The sequence below is a fragment of the Duganella sp. CF517 genome, from assembly GCF_900110275.1.
GTDB lineage: Bacteria > Pseudomonadota > Gammaproteobacteria > Burkholderiales > Burkholderiaceae_D > Rugamonas.
Genome location: NZ_FODC01000002.1, coordinates 712031 through 733997, shown reverse-complemented (window position 1 = coordinate 733997; position 21967 = coordinate 712031). Strand labels below are relative to the sequence as shown.

Here is a 21967-nt window from a genome sequence, read left to right as displayed (position 1 = left end):
TGTCATACAACACGCGACGGGAAGCCCGTCGAACTTCCCCTTCACACAATAGACGTCGATTATTGGAGACCTTATGCAACCGAATGACCTGAAAAAAATCCTTTCCTCTGGCCTGCTGTCGTTCCCGATCACCGACTTCGATGCAGAAGGCAACTTCCGCAAGTCGACCTACATCGAGCGCCTTGAGTGGCTGGCACCGTACGGCGCGACCGCGCTGTTCGCCGCCGGCGGCACCGGCGAGTTCTTCTCGCTGACCCCGAACGAATACACCGACATCATCAAGACCGCCGTCGACACCTGCGCCGGCCAAGTGCCGATCCTGGCCGGCGTCGGCGGTCCGACCCGCGTCGCCGCCGCCTACGCCAAGGAAGCCGAGCGCGTTGGCGCCAAGGGCTTGCTGCTGCTGCCGCACTACCTGACCGAAGCGTCGCAGGACGGCCTGATCGAACACGTCGCCGAAGTCTGCAAAGCCACCAACCTGGGCGTGGTGGTGTACAACCGCGCCAACTGCCGCCTGACGGCCGACTCGCTGACCAAGCTGGCCGACCGTTGCCCCAACCTGATCGGCTTCAAGGACGGCGTCGGCGACATCGAACTGATGGTCTCGATCTGGCGCAAGCTGGGCGACCGTTTCAGCTACCTGGGCGGCCTGCCAACGGCCGAAGTGTACGCGGCGGCCTACAAGGCGCTCGGCACCCCGGTCTACTCGTCGGCGGTGTTCAACTTCATGCCGAAGCTGGCGATGGACTTCTACCACGCGGTCGCGTCGGACAACCACGCCGAACAAAACCGCATGCTGGACGAGTTCTTCCTGCCGTACCTGGAGATCCGCAACCGCAAGGCCGGCTACGCCGTCAGCATCGTCAAGGCCGGCGCCCGCCTGGTCGGCCACGACGCCGGTCCGGTGCGCGCACCGCTGACCGACCTGACCGCGGAAGAGTGCGACATGCTCGACAAGCTGATTCGCAAGCAAGGCGCGCAATAATCCGGTAAGCTAGCGTCATACAACGTCATACAACATAAAGCGCGGCTGGTCCGCGCTTTTCACACATCTAAGGAGTCGATATGCAAGTAGCTGGCGAAATGATCATTGGCCGCAGCGCCGTGGTGGGTAAAGAGGGCACGATGAAGGCGATCGATCCATCGCGCAACGCCGAAATCGAACCGGCGTTCGGCCTGGCCGGCGCCGCCGACCTGGCGCGCGCCTGCGAACTGGCCGACGCCGCCTTCGACGTCTACCGCGCCACCGGCCTGGAAGCGCGCGCCAAGTTCCTCGAAACCATCGCCGACCGCATCATGGATCTGGGTCCGACCCTGATCGAGCGCGCGATGCAGGAAACCGGCCTGCCGCAGGCGCGCCTGGAAGGCGAGCGCGGTCGCACTTGCAATCAACTGCGCCTGTTCGCCAAGGTCGTGCGCGACGGCCGCTTCCAGTCGGCCACCCTGGACAGCGCGCTGCCGGAACGCACCCCGCCGCGCAGCGACCTGCGCCTGCGCAAAATCGGCCTGGGCCCGGTCGCCGTGTTCGGCGCCTCGAACTTCCCGCTGGCGTTCTCGGTGGCCGGCGGCGACACCGCCTCGGCACTGGCCGCCGGTTGCCCGGTCGTCGTCAAAGCCCACTCGGCCCACCTGGGCACCTCGGAACTGGTCGGCAAAGCCGTCGCCAAGGCCGCCGAGGAATGCGGCATGCCGGAAGGCGTGTTCTCGATGCTGATCGGCTCCGGCCAGACCATCGGCCAGGCGCTGGTGAGCCACCCGGCCATCAAGGCGGTCGGCTTCACCGGCTCGCGCGCCGGCGGCATCGCGCTGATGAAAACCGCGGCCGAACGCAAGGAACCGATCCCTGTGTACGCCGAAATGAGCTCGATCAATCCGGTATTCCTGCTGCCGGGCGCGCTGGACAACGCCAAACTGCCGCAAGCCTTCGCCGACTCGCTGACGATGGGCGCCGGCCAGTTCTGCACCAACCCGGGCTTGCTGATCGGCCTGAAAAGCGACAAGCTGCAAGCGTTCGTCGCCGCCGCCGCCGGCTCGCTGGCCGCCAAGCCCGCCGCCACCATGCTGACCCCGGGCATCCACAAAGCCTATGTCAACGGCGTCAACGGCCTGGCCGGCATCGACGGTGTTTCGCAACAGGCCGCCGGCCTGACCACCGAAGCGCCATGCGCCGCGCAAGCGTTCCTGTACCAGGTCGACGCTAAGACCTTCCTGGGCAACCCAGCGCTGGAAGGCGAAATCTTCGGACCGACCTCGCTGCTGGTGGTCGCCGACGACGAAGCCGAGCTGCTGGCCGTGGCCGAACACGTCGAAGGTCAACTGACCGCCGCCGTCCACGCCACCGCCGACGACCGTCAACTGGCCGCGCGCCTGATGCCGGTGCTGGAACGCAAAGTGGGCCGCATCCTGTTCAACGGCTTCGGCACCGGCGTGGAAGTCTCGCACGCGATGGTGCACGGCGGCCCGTTCCCATCGACCTCGGACAGCCGTTCGACGTCGGTTGGCGCCGGCGCCATCGACCGCTTCCTGCGTCCGGTTTGCTACCAGGACGTGCCTTCCTACCTGTTGCCTGAGTCGCTGGCTGACGAAAATCCGCAAAAGCTGCCGCGCATCGTCAACGGTGACCTGGTATGGAACGCGTAAGCGACATCCAATGCGCGGTGGGCGAGAGCCCGACGTGGAGTGCGGCGGAATCGGCCTTTTACTGGACCGATATCCCCGCCAAGCGCGTCTGGCGCCTGGACCTCGCGTCCGGCGCCACGCGTTTCTGGAGCCTGGATGAAATGGCCGGCTGCGTCGCGACCAGGGCCGGTGGTGGCCTGATCGCCGGCATGGAGACTGGTGTTTTCAGCCTGGCGCTGGGCGAAGGCCCGGCCGCCGTGGCCACCAGGCTGGCGGCGCCGTCGGCGGAGTCGGGCGCGCTCGGCGAGGGCAAGCGCTTCAACGACGGCCGCTGCGACCGTCAAGGGCGCTTCGTGGCCGGCACCATGTTCATGGACATGTCGGCCAATCGTGCGGTCGGCAAGCTGTTCCGCTACGACACGGCGCACGGTATCTCGGCGCCGCTGGTGGTGGAGCTGCTGACGCAGAACGGCACCGCCTTTTCGGCGGACGGACGCACGATGTACCTGTCGGATTCGCATCCGCTGCGGCGCATGGTGTGGGCGTTCGATTACGACATCGCCGACGGCGTGCCGTCGAACCAACGCGTATTCGCCGATTTGACGAAGGAGGTTGGCCGTCCGGACGGCGCGGCGGTCGACGCCGACGGCTGCTACTGGGTCGCCGGCAACGACGGCGGCTGCCTGCTGCGGTTCACCCCGGACGGCAAGCTCGATCGCCGTCTCGAGGTGCCGATGAAGAAGCCGTCGATGTGCGCCTTCGGCGGCAAGGATCTGGACACGATGATCGTCACCTCCATCCCGTCCGGCAAGCCGGAGGACGCGGAGTGGGGCGGGGCGGTGTTGCTGCTGCGGCCCGGCGTCAAGGGGCTGGCGGAAACGCCGTTCGCAGGATGATAAAAGGGCAGACGCCTACAGCGTCTGCCCTTTTTCAATCCGCGGTGACGGTGTGCGGCAAGTTAATTTAGCTCGAGCTTTTTGCAGCCATCTCGCGTTCCAGCTTGGCGTGATTGGCCAAATACTCAGCGTGTTGCGCTTCGGTGCGTTTTGGTCCCAGCTTCTCGAAAAGCCCGGTCAGTTTGTCTGCGGTCAGATCGGCACCGTAAGCTGGCGTACCCGGCTGCTGCCGCCACGACTCGTGCAGACTGCCGTCGTCGACGGCGTCAAAGCCCAGTTCCTCGACCAGCGCCATGACTTTTTGCTTCGCCGCGGCGTCGTCGCTGGCGACCGGCAGTGCCACACGGCCGGCCGTGCCTTTTGGCAGACCCTTGGTTGGAATGTGTTCGGCGTGGATGTTGTTGAACACCTTCACAACCTTGCGGCCCAGGTGCTGCTGCACCCACTCGCTTTCGGTGAGATCGCCGGTTTCGAGCTCCGGCATGCGACCGTCGCGCAGGATCGGGTAGTAGTTGCTCGTGTCAATAACCGGCACGTTTTCCGGGACATTCGCAAACAGGTCCTTTGGTAAGTCGGGAATGTTCTTGAGAGGAATGGTGACCACGATAATTTCGCCGTGGCTGGCAGCCTCCTGGATCGTGACCGGCGTCGCGCCGGTTTTTTCTGCCACGTCTTTCAACGTCTCCGGTCCACGCGAGTTGGCGATGTGTACCGAGTGGCCAAGCTTGGTCAGCTGCATGGCAAGGGCGCTGCCGATATTACCTGCACCAACGATTCCGATTTTCATATAAACCTCAACTTTAAGTGTTTTGCAAAACGAGCCTATGTGTTCATCAAACGAAGTTGAAAAACTGGCTCGATGTTATACAACGACCTTGCAGCGTGTCGGTACGCTTCTGCACGCTCAGATCGGGGTCAAGTCTGTCATTCGGACACCGCTCAGATCGGGGTCAAGTCTGTCATTCGGACACGGGCCCGTCTGTAGTCGGCGGCGTCCAGCCGCCCAACACCCACGACGGCGTTTGGTACATGTTGATCAGCTCCGCATCCCGCTCCATCGTCAACTGGCGCGACGCCGGATGGCGCTTGCCAACATCGACCGGGGTCCCATCCACATTGCGGCTGTTGTACTCCCAGAAGCGCACGTTGGAAGCGTCGCCGCCGATCTCACCCCAGCCCTGCGGACTGACGCCGCTCAACGTGGCGTTGATCAGCACCGCCTCCGCATGCGGATAGCCCTTGCCCTTGTTGACCGGCGAGCGCGCAAGGTGCGGCTGACCATCGCCAATGGCGCTGAAGCGGCAATCGACAAAGACGTTTCCGTGGTTGGCGGACGTATTGCGTATCCACATGAACGGCCCGCGCGATTCGATCTCGCAACGGCGGAAAAACGCCGGTCCCCGACCGAGAATGGTATCGCCGTGGCCGACGATTTTTACGCGTTCAAGGTAGGTGCTGCCGTTGACTTGCAGCGCGTCGCCGGAGCCGATGACGGTGACGTCGCTGACGACGTTCTCTTCACCGGTGATCAGCAAGCCTTCCGCCTGACCCTCCAATGTCGTCTGCAGCGTCATGTTCTTCAGATGGACGCCCTTGACATTGTCGGCGGCGAAGGCCGCGCGGCGCGACGGAAAAGTACCCGGCGCCTCGTTGGTGCTGATATTGGCCGGATGCGGATTGAATACCTCGTTGTTGGCATAGTGGACGCGCACCTTGTCGCGATGCTCGCCCTCGATCGTCAGGTTCGACTTGCGCCGGAAGTAGACGATCTCCTCGTAGTCGCCGTTGTGCACGAAGATCGTGGTGCGCCGCGCGGGATGGTCCGGAACGAAGTCCAGCGCACCTTGCAAGGTACTGAAATCGCCGCTGCCGTCGGCGTTGACCGTCACGCGTTCGCTGTCCGCGCGCGGAGGCTTGGCCTTGGTGCTGAAAACCCACGCCGTCTTTCCTCCGATGCCCTTGAAGCCGGCGATCACGCCCGGATCGACCTGCACGTAATAACGCTTGCCGTATTCAAGCAGATTGTGATGCGGGTAGATGGTCGCCGTGTTCCCCTTGACGATCACCGGATGGAAATGGAAGCCGTCCGTAAAGCCACCGATGATGGTGAGCTGGTAGCCTTCCGCCGCCGGTTCCGCGCCGGCCGAAGGCGTGCCTGCCCTGGTGTTTGCATTGGTGCGGCGCGGCCCGTCCGGATAAGGGTAGGGCGTTGCCAGATAAGGCGCGGCCGGCAGCTTGGTGCGTTCGGTCGGACCCGCCGGAATGCCCAGGTCCAGCGTATCGACCAGCCGGTCGTCCGCCGCATCGTAGATGCGGATGCGGCCGGACTTTCCGAGCACCGGCGGCTGCGCGAAACGCAGCACCAGAAGGGTATCCGGGTTGACGTCGCGCGCGCCGCTGGCGGGCGACGCCAGCGGTGCCACCTGCCTGGCCAGGGCGGGCGCCCCGGCGGCCGGCAACGTCATGGCAACCAGCAGCGCCGGCAGCCTCCTGAGCAAAGCACGCCGGTCGATCATGGCTATCCTCAGGCGTTGAGCGTGGTGTTATGGACCTTGCCGCCGATGGCGACGTTCTTCAAGGTCAGCCCTTTGACGTTGTACAGGAACCAGGGCTGCGCGGCGTTGACCGGCATGCCGAAATCGCAGTCGGTGATCGTCACGTCCGTGACCGGCACCACCGGCGGCATCGGCCCCGGACCGTTGTAGTCCGACGCCACCGGCCCGAGGATCACGATGGCCTGGAAGCACGACGCCGTCTTGCCGTCCTTGGTCACGTTGCCGACCTTGATGTTCGAGATCTGGATGTTCGACACCACCGGCGGGCGCGTACGCACGTTGTCGCTGATCGGCGTGTAGTCGCAATCGAAGGTGACGATGGCGCCGGCCGCCGTGGCCACCGTCTTCGACTGGATCGGCGACCCTGGCAGCGAAGCGTAGAACGACGGCGACAGCTGCACGCCGTTCGGTACCGTGCAATCGCGCACGTAGAAATTGCGCAGGTAGCCGCCGCGGTTCATGTTGGTCTTCATGCGGATCGCGGTGTTGAGCGGGTTGGTCTTCCAGTTGGCGTTTTCGAACACCAGCTTTTGCGCGAACACGTTCTGGATGCCGCCGGCCATCTCGCTGCCCAGGGTCACGCCGCCATGGCCGCTGTGCATGATGCAGTTCTGGATCACGATATTCTGCGACGGGCCGAATTGCGTGTCCAGATCCTTGCCGGCCTTGATGGCGATGCAGTCGTCGCCGGTGTCGAAGGTGCAGCCGTCGACCAGCACGTGGTCGCAGGCTTCCGGATCGAAGCCGTCGCTGTTCGGGCCATGGCTTTCGCAGTGCACCTTGCGGATGACGATATTGCGGCAGTGGACCGGGTGATGCATCCAGAACGGCGTGCGCGTGACGTGATAACCCTGCAGCAGCACGTTGGTGCAGCCGATCAGCTGGATCATCGGCGGGCGCAGGTAGTGGCCGATGCCGAACACGCGCTTCGACAGCGGCACGCCCGCTTCGGACAACGCCGGCAGATACTGGGCGTCGGCGCGCCAGCGCTGGCCTTCGCCCTGGATCAGCAGGCGCTCGGCCTCGGTCAGGTTGGGCGCGATGGTCGCCAGCGACACGGCGTTGAGCGGGTTCTCGGTGTTCTCCGACATTTTGCCGGCCTTGAAATTGGGCGTGGTGCCCTGGCCGATCGAGTTGATGGTTTTTTGCTTGCCCTTCCAGGTCCACCAGCAGTCGCCTTCTTCGTTGAACGGCACGCCGCCCTGGCCGTCCAGGGTGCTGGTCCAGTCGTCGCCGGTCAGCGCGATGTTGTGCTGGTTGTAGGCGTACACCATCGGCGAGTAATTCAGCACGTCGTTGCTCTGCCAGCGCGAGATCGACAGCTTGCCATGCTTGCCGCAATCGATGTCGCCGTACCTGGCGTAGTCCGCCGGGTTGTGGCTGAAGTAGACGTGGGCCTTGGCGCTCAGGTGGACGTTCACGTTCGACAGCAGCACGATCGGACCGGCGCAGTACCAGTCGCCGGCCGGGATGACCACGCGGCCGCCGCCGGCGTCGCTGCAAGCCTTGATGGCGTCGCGGATGGCGGCGTAGCAGTCGGGCGATCCGGCCACCGGCGTGGCTATCGTGTCCTGCTCCTCGAACGAGATCCAGGCCTTGACCGTGGACAGCTTGCAGGTCTTGGCGCCGTAGGCGGTGATGTCGAAATCCTGCTTGCGGAACTTGAGCGGCCTGGAGACGTGGTCGACGATCGCCTGCGCCTGCAGCCATGGGTCGGGCGCGGTGGCGGCGTTGACGGTGACGGGAAGGCCGAGCGTCAGGCCGGCGGCCGGCAGGGCTTTCATCAAACTGCGGCGCTGGGTGTTGATAGACATGCTGTATTCCTTATTCGTCCTGATTGTTGAATTCACCGATGAAGATATCGGCGGGAGTAGGTTTTGCGGTATAGCCCAGATCCTTGACCGGATCGATGCCGGCCCTGGTCAAATTGTTCCAGTAGTCGTCGGAGCTGTATTGCGCCGGGCGGTAGGGCAGGCCGCCCGGCTTGTTCCAGTCCGACCACGGCTTGCCGCGGTTGATATGCGCGCCGATGCGGGAATTGAGCACGACCATTTTGCCGACGGCTTCCAGCGAGACGCGGGCGATCGTGCCGGTCGGCGCTTGATAGCCATTGGTGTCGCCCAGCAGGCAGGCGTAGCCCTCGACCGGCACCGGGGCGTAGGGCGTGCAGCGCGCGCTGTGGAACCACTGGCGCAGCAGGTGGAACGTCCCCTGGCGCGCGTTGGCGGAACCGTCGTGCGTGAAGCGGCAGTTATCGAATACGAAGCCGTATTTGCTTTTCAGATGCGTGTCCGGCGCCGCGACATACGACAGGCCACGGTCGCCGATCGACCTGATCTCGGTTTGGTAAAAGTAGGCGGTGCTGTCGCCGAAAATGAAATCGACGTCGCCTTCGATATAGGAGTTGTGGAAGAAGCTGCGCGAGGTGCTGCCGATGCGCGGCGACTTGAGGTACAGCGTGTCCTGGAAGCCGATCAGGCGAATGTTCTCGAACTGCGCCTTGTCCGCGCCATCCACCTGCAACGCCAATGCCTGGTGGTGCACGTTGTTGACGTTCGGGAGCGACTCGGCGCGGGCGTTGCCGATGTCCTTGTTGTAGCCATTCTCGAAGGTCAGGTTGCGCGCCTGGAAGCCGTTGTTTTGCACCCAGACGGTGGCGGTGCCGAAGGTGCCGATGACGGCGCGGTCCTTGACCGTCGCGTACATCGCCTGCGCGCCCGGCGCCGCCTTGGCGAACTGCGCGCCATACCGCGCCGCATAGGCCGCGCCGGTCACCGAGGCGTCCAGTTTCGCGGTGATTTTGGTGGCGGCGGGGTCCTTGCCGTCGCCGTACATCGTCAGCGGCGCGGTGCTGGCGGGCACGTAGACCAGTTCCTGATAGGTGCCGGGTTTGACCAGCATGTACAGGCGCTTGGCGGGGTGCGCGGCGCTATCGAGCACCGCGCGGTTGACCGCCTGCTGCACGGTGTTGAAGGTTTTCACGCGGTCGGCCTTCGCGGCCTGGTCGACGATGTAGTCGGGTGCGAACGCGGCGCCCTTGGCCAGCGGATCGGCCAGCGGGTCCCACGGATCGACGGTTTCCTTGCCGGCGGCGCCGACGTACTTGAGCACCTCGCCGTAAGCGAATTGCTTGGCTTGCGCCGCGCTCAGTTGGGGGCGCGGGCCGGAGCCGGGCCCTGGAACGGCCTGCCCGGCCCACGCGGCGGTGGCGGCCAGCAGCGCGGCGGCGGCAAAACCCGATCGCACCAGCTTCATTGTTCGCCCTCGCGCTTGAACATGCCCACGCTTTCGGGCACCGCGCGCTTCATCTCTTCCACCACCATGTTGGCGAAGAACGCAGCGCCTTTCGGCCCGACGTGGGTGCGGTCGAACGCGGACTTGGCGGCCCCGGCCACTTCGACTTTTCCGGCCGCCGGCGCCGGCGTGGCCTCGGCGGTTTTCTCCGGGCGCGGCGCCATCGCCAGCGTGTCGGCTTCGTCCTGGCCCATCGCCTGCACGGCGGCGTAGCTGTCGGCGTTCAGGTCCAGCAGCGGCACGCGCTGGGCGGCGGCGCTGGCGCGGATCACGTCGGCCCACGGCTGCAGCGTGTTTTCCAGGACGTTGTCCTTGAAGGTGCGGCGCGTCAGCGGCGTGACCAGCACGGGGACGCCGCCAAGCGCCTTCACTTCCTGCGCGTAGCGGTTGATGTTGACCGGGAATTCGGTTTTGAGGTCGGTCGAGCGGCCGGGTTTTCCCGGCTGGTCGTTGTGGCCGAACTGGATCAGCACATAGGTGGCGCGGTAGGCGGCGCTGCCGCGCAGCAGTCCCTCGACCTCGTCCCAGCGGCCCTCGGCGCGGAAGCTGCCGGAGCTGCGGCCACCCCGGGCCAGGTTGATGCAAGTGTTCGAGCGTAGTACGCGGGCGCAGAAGGCGTCGCCGTAGCCGCTGTTGTTGGCCATCGTCGAGTCGCCGACGAGGACGAAGCGCACCGGCTTTGCCGCCGGTGGCGGCGGCGCCGGGTCGGCGGCGTGGGCGCACATCGACATGGCGACGGCGGCGAAAAAGCTGATCGGGAGTTTCATGGGCTTCTCGAATAAAAAAAGGCGCCGGCCGCAATCGCTGCGGTCCGGCGCCGTTGATCAAGCATCGATCGACATCGTCAGATTAATAGAACTTGTAGGTGGCGCGGAAGTTGAAGGCGCGGCCGATCGGGCTGGCGGCGCTGCTCAGATAACCGTTGCTATACTGGCTGCTGTTGGTGACCGGCGGCTTGGCATCGAACAGATTGGTGATGCCCGCGGTCAGCGACAGGTTTTTGAAGCCGGTGTAGGTGGTGGTCCACTGCCAGTTCTTGTACGAGTTGATGTCGCGCCAGTACTGCTGCGCCACCAGGTTCTGGTCTTCGTACTTCGAATTGTAGTTCTGGGTCAGCGTGCTGTTCCAGTTGCCCAGCGCCCAGTTCAACTTGGCCACGTGCTTCCAGCGATAGGTGATGATCGGGAAGCTGCTGGTGGTGCCGTTCGACGCCAGGCCGAAGCGGCCGACGTTGGACACGTACGGGCTGCCGTTGTCGAGTTGGTTGTCGAACTTGGTCAGGTAGGTGCCGTCGATCGATACCTTGAAGTCGCCGAAGGAGCTGCGCGGGAAGGCGTACGAGGCCGACACGTCGATACCGGCCGCCTTCTGGCCACCCAGATTCATGATGGTGTTCTGGATGTAGTTGATGGTGCCGTCGGCGTTGCGCACGAAGTAAGACGCGTACTTGACCGGATCGAGGAAGTAGACCTGCTCCGGCAAGTTCGCCAGCATGTCGGTCATGCGGATGCTCCAGTAGTCGATCGACACCATCGAGGTGGCGGTCGGCTCGAACACGGTACCGAGCGTGAAGCCCTTCGATTTTTCCGGCTGGACGTCGGCGTTGCTGCCGGTTTGCTTGGGCAGCTGCACGTTACAGACGGCGGCCGAGACGTAGCCCGGCTGCGCGGTGCCGGTGCCGGCCACGCCCGGACGGCCGCCGGGGCACAGCACCGGATCGTCCCAGCGCGCCGAGGTCAGGCCGGTGGCGCCCGGCAGGCGGTAGCCGTAGCGGTCGAACAGCGTCGGCGCGCGGAAGCCGGTGTTGGCCGAGCCGCGGAACATCAGCTGCTTGGTCGGCTCGTAGCGGAAGCTGACCTTTGGATTGATGGTGTTACCGAAGTCGCTGAAATGGTCGTCGCGCACGGCGACGTTGACGTTCAGCTTTTTGGTGAACGGCATATCCAGTTCGGCGAACAGCGCGGCGACGTTGCGGCCACCTTCGCCGTGCGACGGGCTGGCGTTGGCGTAGGTGACCTGGCGCACGATGTCGAGGCGCGTGTCCTCGTTGGTGTCGCGGCTAAAGCTGGTGCCGACCGCCAGCGCCAGGTCGCCGCCGCCCAGTGCCATCACGGCGCGGCTGGCGGTGAAGTCGACACCCTTGTAGGTGCTCTTCGATTCGCGGTTCTTCTGGCCGTCGACGTTGATGCTCTCGAGGTAGGCGCGGCCGGCGGCGTCCTGCAGGCCGAATGGATTGAGCTGGCCGTTGCGCAGGCCGTCGAGCAGTCCCTGGCCGGTGAAGTAGCCGTTGTCGTAGTAGTTGTCGCGGTTGGAGATACCGATCACCAAACCGGTCTTGTAGTCCCAGCCCTTGATGGTGCCTTCGGCGGTGAGCGCCACGCGCTGGTTCAGCTGCACATCCTTGGTGGCGGCGGCGCCGTAGTCGGCGACGGCCCAGGTGGGGATCAGCGTGGCGCCGTTCAGGCCCGACATCGCCGGCACGCCGCCGCTGTTACCCGGATACCATTTGCTGGTCGACGGCAGTTGCGGCTGGACGCCGTTGACCGCCAGCGCGTTGGTCGGATTGCGGGTGCCGATGATATGCTCCTCGCCGCGCGAGTAGTCGATCGAGACCACGTGGTCTTCGCCGAATTTCTTCGAGGCGCGGGCGTAGAACGTCACCTGCTGGTTTTCGTACAGCGCGTTGCCGTAGGCGTTCGCGTCCAGCACGCAGGTGTTGGAGCGGCCCGGCAGCGAGTACGGCGCCACGCAGCCGGTGGCGGCGTACGGATTGCGCGCGGTGCGGTTGGTGGCGGTGGTGAAGTTGGCCGGGGTGGCGTTGCCGCCGGTGCCCAGCGACGGCGAGCGGCCGATGCTGGTCAGCAGTTCCGGGGAACTGAGGCTGGCGCGGTCGATCGCGGCCAGGGCCGAGCGCTTGTGCGCGTCGACCGTGCCCCAAACGCTCCAGCCGTCGCGTTCCAGGTTGCCCTTGCCCCATGTCAGGGTGCCGCGTTCCTCTTCGCCGCCGCCGCGACGGCCCACTTCCACGTGCTGCACGGTCGCTTCCAGGCCCTCGTATTGGGTGCGGGTGATGAAGTTGACCACGCCGCCGATGGCGTCGGAACCGTAGATCGACGAGGCGCCGTCGCGCAGGATTTCGACGCGCGCGATCGCGCTCATTGGAATCACATCCAGGTTGGCGTAGCCGTCGGCGATCGCCTCGTTGGCCAGGCGGCGGCCGTTCAACAGCACCAGCGTGCGGTTCACGCCCAGGCCGCGCAGGTTGATGTTGGTGCCCGAGCCGGCGTTGGACGGCGCCAGCGACGCCGATTGCGGCAGCGCCATCATCAGGTCGGCCAGCGTGGTCATGCCCTGCTTGACCAGGTCTTCGGCCTTGACGGTGCTGACCGGCAGCGATGCCTCGGTGGCCAGGCGCTTGATGCTCGAACCGGTCACTTCGACGCGCTGCATCGGCGCCTCGGCTTCCTGCGCCAGCGCGGCGGTCTGGTTGGCCAGCGTCAGCACGGCCAGGGTAATGGCCGACAACATCAGCCGTGGTTGCGCGGGGCGGCTTTGGACCGGGTGCTCGGGCTTGTACATTCTAGTCTCCTTCGTTTTTTGAATAAAGTTAAACGCTTAACCGCCACGGCGGCATTGAACGTGATTGGAGCACCTCGCGTACTCCGCGCCGTTGAGACGAGGGTCGCTGTGCTGGGCACAGTCCGGGGTCGCAAACGGTCAATAACTTGATTACTTTTTTTAGCGGGCAGCTTCGAGGCCGCTCCTGCTTACTACGGGGTGCTGCAAATCGTTGGCGGGGAAGGGCGTCATCCCCGCGAGAAGGTGCGCGTGACGCGTTCGAGGTGCGCGCGCATGGCCTTGCGCGCGGCCGCCGGATCGTGGGCGGCGATCGCCTCCAGGATGCGGCGGTGGTCCTTCAGCGTTTCCTGGCGCAGCTCCTCGGTCTGGAAGTGTTCCTTGAGCTTGTGCCACAGGCGCCCGCGCTGGTCCCACAGGTAGTCGAGCGATCCCACCAGCGCGCTGTTGCCGGTGGCGCGCGCGATCGCGATGTGGAAATTGCGGTCGGCAGCCTCGTTGCTTGAATAATTGGAGTGGTTCTGTTCCATCTCGACGACCGCCTTGAGGATGGCGTCGATGGCGCCGTCGGTGGCCACGCGGGCGGCGATGGCCGCGATCTCCGACTCGATCAGGCGGCGCGCGGACAGCACTTCGAACGGACCCGGGCCGGCTTCGGGCAGGTCGGCCGGGGCGGGGCGTTCGCTGACGTAGACGCCGGAGCCGCCGCGCACCTCGATCACGCCGCCCAGTTCCAGCGCGATGAGCGCTTCGCGCAGCGAGGCGCGGCTGACACTGAGCTTGGTCGCCAGGTCGCGTTCCGACGGCAGGCGCTCGCCGGGGGCGATGTGTTCGTCGCGGATCAGTTGCTGGATACGGTCGGCCACGAGACGGTATAAGCGCGTCTCCGGAGTGGTGCCGTCATTGGCCGCTAAAGTTCTCTTCAGCATCGTTCTTGTCTCGTAGTGTTATGGTCGTGGCGTTTTTGATACTGCCATCTGGTCAGGCCATTCTAAGGTGGTCTGACCAAAAGGGCAACGTGGACTAGCCAAATTTATTTTTAGCTGTCATACTAAATTCGTCAGGTAACCGCTTTCCGACCGTGTTTTCCAGATGAAGAACCTCTAAAAACACGGTAGAATCAGGGCTGTACGGTTGTGGCGCCCCGGATACACACAGAACGCTGGCCGGCCAATATTCAAATTGGTCTGACCAATTTATGCTACCAAAAAACAACGTTAGCCGGGCAGAGACTCCCGGAAAGGAAGCCAGAATGATGCCACCGACTAGCGCCGCCACGCCGCGCTACATCCTCATGCACGACAATGACAACGTCGCCATCGTTGTCAACGACGGCGGCCTGCCCGCCGGCGCGGTGTTCGACGGCGGCCTGACCTTGTTGGAAGCGGTCCCGCAGGGCCACAAGGTCGCGCTGCGCGACGTCGCCAAGGGCGAGGCGGTGATCCGCTACAACGTCACCATCGGCTTCGCGGCCGACGACCTGCCGGCCGGCAGCTGGCTCAACGAGCAGAATGTGCAGATGCCGGCCGCGCGCGAACTGGTCAACCTGCCGATTTCGACCCGCTTGCAACCGCCGGCCGAACCGCTCGAGGGCTACACTTTCCAGGGCTTCCGCAATCCGGACGGCAGCGTCGGCACGCGCAACATCCTGGCCATCACCACCACCGTGCAATGCGTATCGGGCGTGGTGGAATTCGCCGTCAAGCGCATCAAGGAAGAACTGCTGCCCAAGTATCCGAACGTCGACGACGTGGTGGGCCTGGAGCACACCTACGGCTGCGGCGTGGCGATCGACGCGCCGGGCGCGATGATCCCGATCCGCACGCTGCGCAACATCACGCTTAATCCGAACTTCGGTGGACAGGCCATGGTCGTCAGCCTCGGTTGCGAGAAGCTGCAGCCGACACGCCTGTTCCCCAAGGGTTCGATCCCGATCCAGAACGGCGGCGGCACCGAGCCGGCGCTGGTGTGCCTGCAGGACGCGCAGCACGTCGGCTTCATGTCGATGATCGATTCGATCATGAAGCAAGCCGAGTCCAACCTGGTCAACCTGAACCAGCGCCAGCGCGAAACCGTGCCGGCCTCCGAGCTGGTGGTCGGCGTGCAGTGCGGCGGCAGCGACGCCTTCTCCGGCGTGACCGCCAATCCGGCGGTCGGTTTCGCCACCGATTTGCTGGTGCGCGCCGGCGCCACCGTGATGTTCTCCGAAACCACCGAGGTGCGCGACGGTATCGACCAGTTGACGTCGCGCGCGGCGACGCCGGAAGTGGCCGACGCGATGATCCGCGAGATGGCCTGGTACGACAATTACCTGCAGCGCGGCGGCGTCGACCGCAGCGCCAACACCACGCCCGGCAACAAGAAGGGCGGCCTGTCGAACATCGTCGAGAAAGCCATGGGCTCGATCGTCAAATCCGGCAGCAGCGCCATCTCCGGCGTGCTGTCGCCGGGCGAGAAGCTCACGCAGAAAGGCTTGATCTACGCCGCCACGCCGGCCAGCGATTTCATTTGCGGCACCCTGCAGCTGGCCGCCGGCATGAACGTCCATATCTTCACCACCGGCCGCGGCACCCCGTACGGCCTGGCGGAAGTCCCGGTGATCAAGGTCGCCACCCGCAACGACCTGGCCAACCGCTGGCACGATCTGATGGACATCAACGCCGGCCGCATCGCCAGCGGCGAGGCCACCATCGCCGATGTCGGCTGGGAGATGTTCCAGCTGGTGCTGGACGTGGCCAGCGGCCGCGAAACCTGGGCCGAGAAGTGGAAACTGCATAACGCGCTGGTGCTGTTCAACCCGGCGCCGGTGACCTGACGCCCGATTGGCGTCGGCGTCCGCAACGATCATTCCCCAATAAAAACCGAACGAGAGACAAACAACAATGAGTAAGCCATTCAAACGATTGCTGCTGACCGGCGCCGCCGGCGGCCTGGGTAAAGTTCTGCGCGACCGCATCAAGCCCTGGGCCGATGTGGTGGTGCTGTCCGATATCGCCGACATGGGCGAGGCGCGCGAGGGCGAGGAAATCATCCAGTGCGACCTGGCCGACAAGGCGGCCGTCATGAAGCTGCTCGAAGGCGTGGAGGCGGTACTGCACTTCGGCGGCATCTCGACCGAGAACACGTTTGAAAACATCATGCAGGCCAATATCCTCGGCACCTACAACCTGTACGAGGCGGCGCACAAGCAGGGCACCAAGCGCATCATCTTCGCCAGCTCCAACCACACCATCGGCTACTACAAGTGGACCGATTACATCGACGCCGACAGCCCGACCCGCCCGGACAGCTTCTATGGCGTCAGCAAGTGCTTCGGCGAGTCGCTGTCGCGCTATTACTACGACCGCACCGGCCTCGAGACGGTTTGCCTGCGTATCGGTTCGTCGTTCCCGGAGCCGGCCAATCCGCGCATGCTGGTGACCTGGTTGAGCTACGACGATCTGGAGGAGGCGTTGCGCTGCTCGCTGTTTACGCCGCGCGTCGGCCATACGATTTTGTTCGGCGCCTCCGCCAACCCGGCCAGCTGGTGGGACAACAGCAAGGCGGCGCACCTGGGCTACGTGCCGAAGGATAGCTCGGTGCAGTTCTCCGACAAGTTCCCGGATACCGGCGTGTATCCGGCGGCCGACGATCTGGCGACCGTGTATCAGGGCGGCGGCTTCGCGGCCGTCGGTCCGCGTTACCAGGACTGATCCAGGGTCAGGCGCCGGCGTGGGATGAAAACCGGTCGCGGTACTGGCCGGGACTTACTCCCAACTGCCGCTGGAACACGCGGCGCAAATTCTGCTCCTCCACATAGCCCGTGTTGGCCGCGATCGCCTTCAACGGCAGCGCGGTTTTCTCCAGCGCGCGGCAGGCCGCTTCCAGCCGCATCGCCTCCACCATCTTTGCAGGCGTGCGGCCCGACTGCGCGGCGTAGGCCCGCGCGAAGGTGCGCGCCGACATCCCGGCCTGCTCGGCGAGGCGCTCCACCGTCAGGTTCTCGCGCAGGTGCGTGGCGACCCAGGCATGCAATGCGTCGAAACGTCCGCCCTCGTGCGACTGCGCCGCAAGCGGCACGCTGAATTGCGATTGTCCGCCGGTGCGCTTCATGAACACGACCAGCTGGCGCGCCGTTTCGATGGCGATCTGGTGGCCGTAGTCCTCCTCGATCAGCGCCAGCGTGAGGTCGATGCCGGCGCTGACGCCGGCCGAGGTCCATATCGAACCATCCTTGACGAAGATCTTGTCGGCGTCGACGTCGACGCGCGGGTGGCTGTCCCGCAAGCGGTCGGCCCATTCCCAATGGGTGGCCGCGCGCCGGCCTTCGAGCTGGCCGGCGGCGGCCAGCAAGAAAGCGCCGGTGCAAACGGAGCAAAGCCGGCGCACGTGCGGCGCGCGCAGCGCGATCCAGTTCACCAGCGCGGGCGAGGCGTTGAATTCCTGTCCCCTGCAACCGCCGGGCGCGATCAAAGTATCGATGGCGACGCCGTCGAGGGTGGCGATGGACACGGTCGCCAACGGCAATCCGGCGCTGGTGGTGATCAGGCCACCGTCGGCGGAGGCGACGATGGTTTCGTACAAGGCCGGACCACCGCCGGGATGGCGCTTGCTGGCGGTCGCCAGCGCCTGCAGCGGGCCGCACAGGTCAAGCAGGTTCATGTCGTCGTAGGCGAGCAGCACCACGCGCAGCGTTTTTCTTGGATTGGACATTTTCATGGTGCTCAGTCTAGCGCGATCGGCCGCGCCCGGGGCGCGCTTGCGGGGATGTATTCGAATTCGAGCGCTACCAGCTTCGCCGTGCTGGCGCCGTAACGACCGGCGATCGCGCGCAACGACTCGTCCAGGGCCTCGCCGGCCGGGGTGGCGGCCGGCAGGGGTGGCAGCAAGCGCAGTTCCTCCACACCTTCGCCGTCCGGCAGCAGCATCAAACCGTGCATGGTCGGCAGCGCCGAACTGTCGGCGGCGACCGCGTAGACCCTGCTGCGCTTACTGCGCGCCCAGGCGTCGGCGGTGTAGGCCAGCGCGATCTCGTCGACGCCGGCCGCCACCGGCAGGCCAAGCCGGTCGACCGCGTGGAACCATTGATTCGTGTATCCGGTGAGGTAGGCCGCCAGGTTGGTGCCCAGGCGCGGCTTGAAGATGTCGCTGTCGTGTGCCGTGCCCCAGTCGCCGGCGCCGAGCTGCCGCGACACTTCTTCGGCGCGCTCACGGCCGGCGATCGCCTCCACCAGCGCCAGCGCGGTCGGCATGGCGGCGCTGACGCCGGCGCTGGAGACGACTTTGCCGTCGGCCACGTAGCGGACATTGGTGAGCCATTGCGTATCCGGATAGCGCTGCTTGCGATGTGATTCGGTGGCCCAGTGGCCGGTGGCGCGTCGGCCCTTGAACAAGCCGCTGTTGGCGACCACCAGCGCGCCGTCGCAAATACTGACCACGGTGGCGCCCTTGGCGCCTTGCGCCGCGACCCACGCCAGCAGCGCGGGATCGCTGGACTTGGCGACGGCGGGCACGATCAGGTAATCCGCGCCGTCCGGGTAGCGGGCATCGAATTCCTCGATGGTCGCCTGCGGATCGATCTTCAGCGCGGGAAGCATCCTCACCGGACCGGCTTGCGTGGCCACCGCCACCAGTTCGGCGGAGCGCGAACGGGCGACGACGCCATATGGGATGACGAAGTCCGTCAGCTCGGTGCCGTGGTTTTCGGCGATGACGGCGACCACCGGCTTGACGCGGCCGAAACGGTTTTGGTAAGGATCGATTTCCCCCGCGATGGCCAGGCGGCCGATCAGCAGGACGAGTAAGAACAAAGTGCGCATGACATTCCCTGACGGTTGTTGGTCAGGCATTATCGAAGGTGGCAAGGCTGGCGAAATGCCATTAAACAGTCAATTCCTGCCACGCTCCGCTCCCCCTCCGCCATGATTCATAACTGGATTACGACCATCGCGGCGTTGTAGGCCGCGTGCACCAGCATCGGCGCCAGTAGCGTCTTGCTGCGCTCATATACCCAGGCGGTGCACAATCCCACCACGAACACCGGCAGCAGCGACAGGGCCGGATGCACCGCCGCGAAGACCGCCGCGCTGATGACGATCGCTTGCGCGGCCGGCATCGAACGGCGCAGCCCCCCGAAAATCAAGCCGCGGAAGATGAACTCCTCGCACAGCGGGGCGGCCAGCACGGTGAGCGCGAACAGCCATACGCGCGCGTCGGCGGCCGGCGGCAACGCCGGCAGGTGCGCCGCCAGCGACGAATGCTTCAGCGCGTACAGATAGCCGAAAGCCACGGCGCAGCTGACGGCGATGGCGACGGCCGCATCCCGCAGCGACGCGCCGAGCCGGATGCCGCGCCAGATCACCGGTACGTTGGCCGTTTTGCTGCGCCAGTAGATCAGCCGCATCAACGCATAGACCAGCAGGCCTGACAGGCCGAAGGCCAGCGTGACGATGTCCAGGCCGGGCGCCCTGGCGTCATCGGCAAGGACCAGCACCAGGATACCCTGCATGATGAAGAAGGCGGTGGCGGCGATCAAGCCGTCCGAGGTCGACACGCGCGCCGGCGGCGCGGCGGCGGGATCGAGCAAGTAGGGCAGGGCGTCGCGCGCCTTCTGCCACAGGGCCAGCGCGAAGGAGGCGATGAGCACCATCGTGACCAGCTTTTGCGCCCAGTTGTCGCTGTAGATCGACCACGTGTAGAAGCTCGCCAGCAGCATGTACAGATAGGCGTACGTGGGCCGCACCCGCGTGCGCACTTCCACCGCCGTCGGATCGCAAGCGAAGACGCCGAGCGAGACGGCGATCATCGAATAGATCGGAATACCGGCGAGCACCGTCAACGCGAGCACCGGCGCGCGCCAGTCCCACACGTCGGTATGCATGGCGGTAAACACCAGCACGATCAGCGGGTAGGTCATCGCCAGCACGCCCCACAGTTGGGCTTTTTCCTTCAACACGCTCTGCATCGACCGTGGCACCGTGTACAGCAGCCAGAGGACGTGGCCTTCGTTGTTCAAGGTCTGGAAGGCCGACAGCATCAGTACATAGACGCCGATGCCGAACGCGATCGCGGCGGCCACGGTGTGGTGCTGGCCCAGTTCCCCGATGCTGTTCAGCGTACCGTTGAACACCACCTGGCTGCCGACGATGATGAGCGGCAGTAGCAGCGTTTGCACCAGGAAGTTGCGGTCGCGGCTCAGTAGACGCAGTTCGCGGCGCTGGATCGTCGACAGCAGCGATCCGGCCACGGAAAGCGCGCCGGCGGGCGGGCTGACGGCGGCGGCCTTGCCGCGCGTGCTCTCGCGCGAGCTGGAGCCGACCACGCCATTGCGCAACTGGTAGCGCATCAGCGCCACGCCGCTCCACAACAGCACCAGTAGTTGCGCCAGCAGCAGCGCGGCGGCGGACGCGAACTGCGCCAGCGTCTGCGCCTGTATCGCTTGCAGCACGACGCCCGGCGGCGTCCAGAGCATCCACGCCGGGAAGCTGCGCGCCCATTCCATCGCGAAGCCGTCCGCGCGCGGCATGGCGAGCGCCATCACCAGATAGATCAAAGGCATGTTGAACAGCGATGCCACCGCCTGCAGATTGCGCAGCTGCGACGCCGGCAGCCACATGCGCAGGCCGGTGTCGGCCAAGGTGTGCAGCAGCGCCGCCAGCGGCAGCAGCAGCGCCGTCGCCAGCAGCGCGATCGGCAGCGCGGCCCACTTGAAGCCGGAGTACCAGGCGATCATCACGTACGGCGCGGTGAGCGCGACGATGCCGGCGCTGTTGCTGGCGCTGCGTTCGAGCAGCCGCCCCCACAACAAGGTGGAACGCTTGATCGGCAAGGTGACCAGCCATTCCAGATCCCAGTCCGGCTGCGCCATCTCCTTGCCGCCCAGCGGGAGCAGCACGGCGACCGCGAACAGGATCGCCAGCTCCATCGTCAGTCCGTTGAGCAGCGTGGCATCGAACGGCGCCGCGTGCAGTTCGTCGGCCGCGATCTCGACGTCCACATGCCGCCGCCCCTGTTTGTCCACGCTCTGGCAGGCGCTGGCCTCGACCAGCCGGCACTGCATGTTGACGATCACGGTGCGTGCCAGGCTGCCGAACGAAAACGAAAACAGCAACGCCATCACCAAGGTCAGTATCCACAGGTTGCCGCGCTTGGCGGCGATGCCATCGCGCGGCGTCTTCTTTTTGAAGCGGTTGAACACGGCGCTGGCCATGATCTGGTTGGCCTGGCGCGTCAGGCGCATTTTCGCCATCAGCCAGATGGCGCGCGCCGCCGTCGGTTGCCGCATCATTGCTGAATCTCTGCGCCGGCTTCGTCGGTGATCTTCAGGAAGACGTCTTCGAGCGAGCCGCTGGTGGCGGCCTTGGCGCGGATCTCGTCGAGCGTGCCGGTGGCGGCCAGCTCGCCGCGGTGGATGATGCCGACCCGGTCGCACAGCTTCTCGGCCATGTCCAGCAAGTGGGTCGAGACGAAGATGGTCACGCCCCGCGCGGCCGCCGCCAGCAACCGCTCCTGCACTTCGCGCGAGGCGCGCGGATCGAGGCCGTTGATCGGTTCATCGAGGATCAGCACCGACGGCTCGTGGATCAGCGCGCAGGCCAGGCCGAGGCGCTTCTTCATGCCCAGCGAGTAGTTGACGGCGTAGTCCTCGCCGGCTTCGCGCAGGCCGAATTCGTCGATCAGGCGCGCGCCGCGCCCGGCCGCTTCGGCGCGCGAGTAGCCGTGCATCTCGCCGACGAATTGCAGGATTTCGCGCCCGCGCAGGTAGTCGTAGAAGATCGGCGTGTCGGGCAGGTAGCCCACGCGGCGTTTGACTTCGGTCGCCTCGGCGTGGCAATCGAGGCCGTCGATGAGCACCTTGCCGCCGCTCGGCACCAGGATGCCCATCATCATGCGGATGGTGGTGGTCTTGCCGGCGCCGTTGGGACCGAGGAAGCCGAACACTTCGCCGCGCCGGACGGTCATCGACAGCGGCTTGACGGCGTCGAAGCCGCCATAGGTTTTGGACAGGCCCTGAAATTCGATCATGGGTTCTTCGCAGCCGCGGCAGGC

16 protein-coding genes are annotated in these 21967 nt (G+C 65.3%); 5 read left to right on the top strand and 11 right to left on the bottom strand.

The window, feature by feature from the left end:
- Positions 1 to 73 precede the first annotated feature (73 nt).
- The 3 genes from kdgD to BMX85_RS10200 all read left to right on the top strand — a co-directional run bounded on the left by kdgD (position 74) and on the right by BMX85_RS10200 (position 3515).
- Entirely contained in the window at positions 74 to 985 is a 912-nt protein-coding gene (gene kdgD / locus BMX85_RS10210) for a 5-dehydro-4-deoxyglucarate dehydratase (protein ID WP_090316668.1), read from the top strand.
- Positions 986 to 1065: 80 nt separating this feature from the next.
- On the top strand, positions 1066 to 2640 hold the full coding sequence (locus BMX85_RS10205) for an aldehyde dehydrogenase (NADP(+)) (RefSeq protein ID WP_090316665.1): 1575 nt from the start codon (positions 1066 to 1068) through the stop codon (positions 2638 to 2640).
- Entirely contained in the window at positions 2628 to 3515 is an 888-nt protein-coding gene (locus BMX85_RS10200; protein WP_090316662.1) for an SMP-30/gluconolactonase/LRE family protein, read from the top strand. The genes BMX85_RS10205 and BMX85_RS10200 overlap by 13 nt, the downstream gene beginning before the upstream one ends.
- A 67-nt stretch (positions 3516 to 3582) precedes the next feature.
- On the opposite strand, the gene BMX85_RS10195 is transcribed toward BMX85_RS10200, so the two are convergent.
- The 7 genes from BMX85_RS10195 to BMX85_RS10165 all read right to left on the bottom strand — a co-directional run bounded on the left by BMX85_RS10195 (position 3583) and on the right by BMX85_RS10165 (position 13869).
- The gene (locus BMX85_RS10195; RefSeq protein WP_090316660.1) at positions 3583 to 4302 is read right to left on the bottom strand and encodes an NADPH-dependent F420 reductase; all 720 of its coding nucleotides are present in this window, start codon (positions 4300 to 4302) and stop codon (positions 3583 to 3585) included.
- A 172-nt stretch (positions 4303 to 4474) separates the two neighbouring features.
- Entirely contained in the window at positions 4475 to 6031 is a 1557-nt protein-coding gene (locus tag BMX85_RS10190; protein WP_090316657.1) for a pectinesterase family protein, read from the bottom strand.
- 8 nt (positions 6032 to 6039) lie between these two features.
- Entirely contained in the window at positions 6040 to 7884 is a 1845-nt protein-coding gene (locus tag BMX85_RS10185) for a glycoside hydrolase family 28 protein (protein WP_090316656.1), read from the bottom strand.
- A gap of 10 nt (positions 7885 to 7894) precedes the next feature.
- Positions 7895 to 9325, bottom strand: a complete 1431-nt coding sequence (locus BMX85_RS10180; RefSeq protein ID WP_090316653.1) for a pectinesterase family protein — start codon at positions 9323 to 9325, stop codon at positions 7895 to 7897.
- On the bottom strand, positions 9322 to 10131 hold the full coding sequence (locus tag BMX85_RS10175; protein WP_090316651.1) for a rhamnogalacturonan acetylesterase: 810 nt from the start codon (positions 10129 to 10131) through the stop codon (positions 9322 to 9324). The genes BMX85_RS10180 and BMX85_RS10175 overlap by 4 nt, the downstream gene beginning before the upstream one ends.
- An 82-nt stretch (positions 10132 to 10213) precedes the next feature.
- Entirely contained in the window at positions 10214 to 12943 is a 2730-nt protein-coding gene (locus BMX85_RS10170) for a TonB-dependent receptor plug domain-containing protein (RefSeq protein WP_090316649.1), read from the bottom strand.
- Between the two features lie 227 nt (positions 12944 to 13170).
- On the bottom strand, positions 13171 to 13869 hold the full coding sequence (locus tag BMX85_RS10165; protein ID WP_090316646.1) for a FadR/GntR family transcriptional regulator: 699 nt from the start codon (positions 13867 to 13869) through the stop codon (positions 13171 to 13173).
- A 323-nt stretch (positions 13870 to 14192) separates the two neighbouring features.
- Here BMX85_RS10165 and garD point away from each other — a divergent pair, with 323 nt between their 5' ends.
- Positions 14193 to 15755 (top strand): galactarate dehydratase, encoded by a 1563-nt coding sequence (garD, locus tag BMX85_RS10160; protein WP_090316643.1) that lies wholly within the window; start codon positions 14193 to 14195, stop codon positions 15753 to 15755.
- Between the two features lie 67 nt (positions 15756 to 15822).
- Entirely contained in the window at positions 15823 to 16632 is an 810-nt protein-coding gene (locus BMX85_RS10155) for an NAD-dependent epimerase/dehydratase family protein (RefSeq protein WP_090316640.1), read from the top strand.
- 7 nt (positions 16633 to 16639) lie between these two features.
- Here the strand turns inward: BMX85_RS10155 and BMX85_RS10150 are convergent, their stop codons facing one another.
- The 4 genes from BMX85_RS10150 to BMX85_RS10135 form a co-directional block, all read right to left on the bottom strand.
- Positions 16640 to 17632, bottom strand: a complete 993-nt coding sequence (locus tag BMX85_RS10150) for a GlxA family transcriptional regulator (protein ID WP_090317675.1) — start codon at positions 17630 to 17632, stop codon at positions 16640 to 16642.
- Between the two features lie 11 nt (positions 17633 to 17643).
- The gene (locus BMX85_RS10145) at positions 17644 to 18738 is read right to left on the bottom strand and encodes a DJ-1/PfpI family protein (RefSeq protein ID WP_090316637.1); all 1095 of its coding nucleotides are present in this window, start codon (positions 18736 to 18738) and stop codon (positions 17644 to 17646) included.
- A gap of 107 nt (positions 18739 to 18845) precedes the next feature.
- Positions 18846 to 21206: a CPBP family intramembrane glutamic endopeptidase gene (locus BMX85_RS10140; RefSeq protein WP_090316634.1), complete on the bottom strand. Its 2361-nt coding sequence runs from the start codon at positions 21204 to 21206 to the stop codon at positions 18846 to 18848.
- On the bottom strand, positions 21203 to 21943 hold the full coding sequence (locus BMX85_RS10135) for an ABC transporter ATP-binding protein (RefSeq protein ID WP_090316631.1): 741 nt from the start codon (positions 21941 to 21943) through the stop codon (positions 21203 to 21205). The genes BMX85_RS10140 and BMX85_RS10135 overlap by 4 nt, the downstream gene beginning before the upstream one ends.
- Positions 21944 to 21967: the final 24 nt, after the last annotated feature.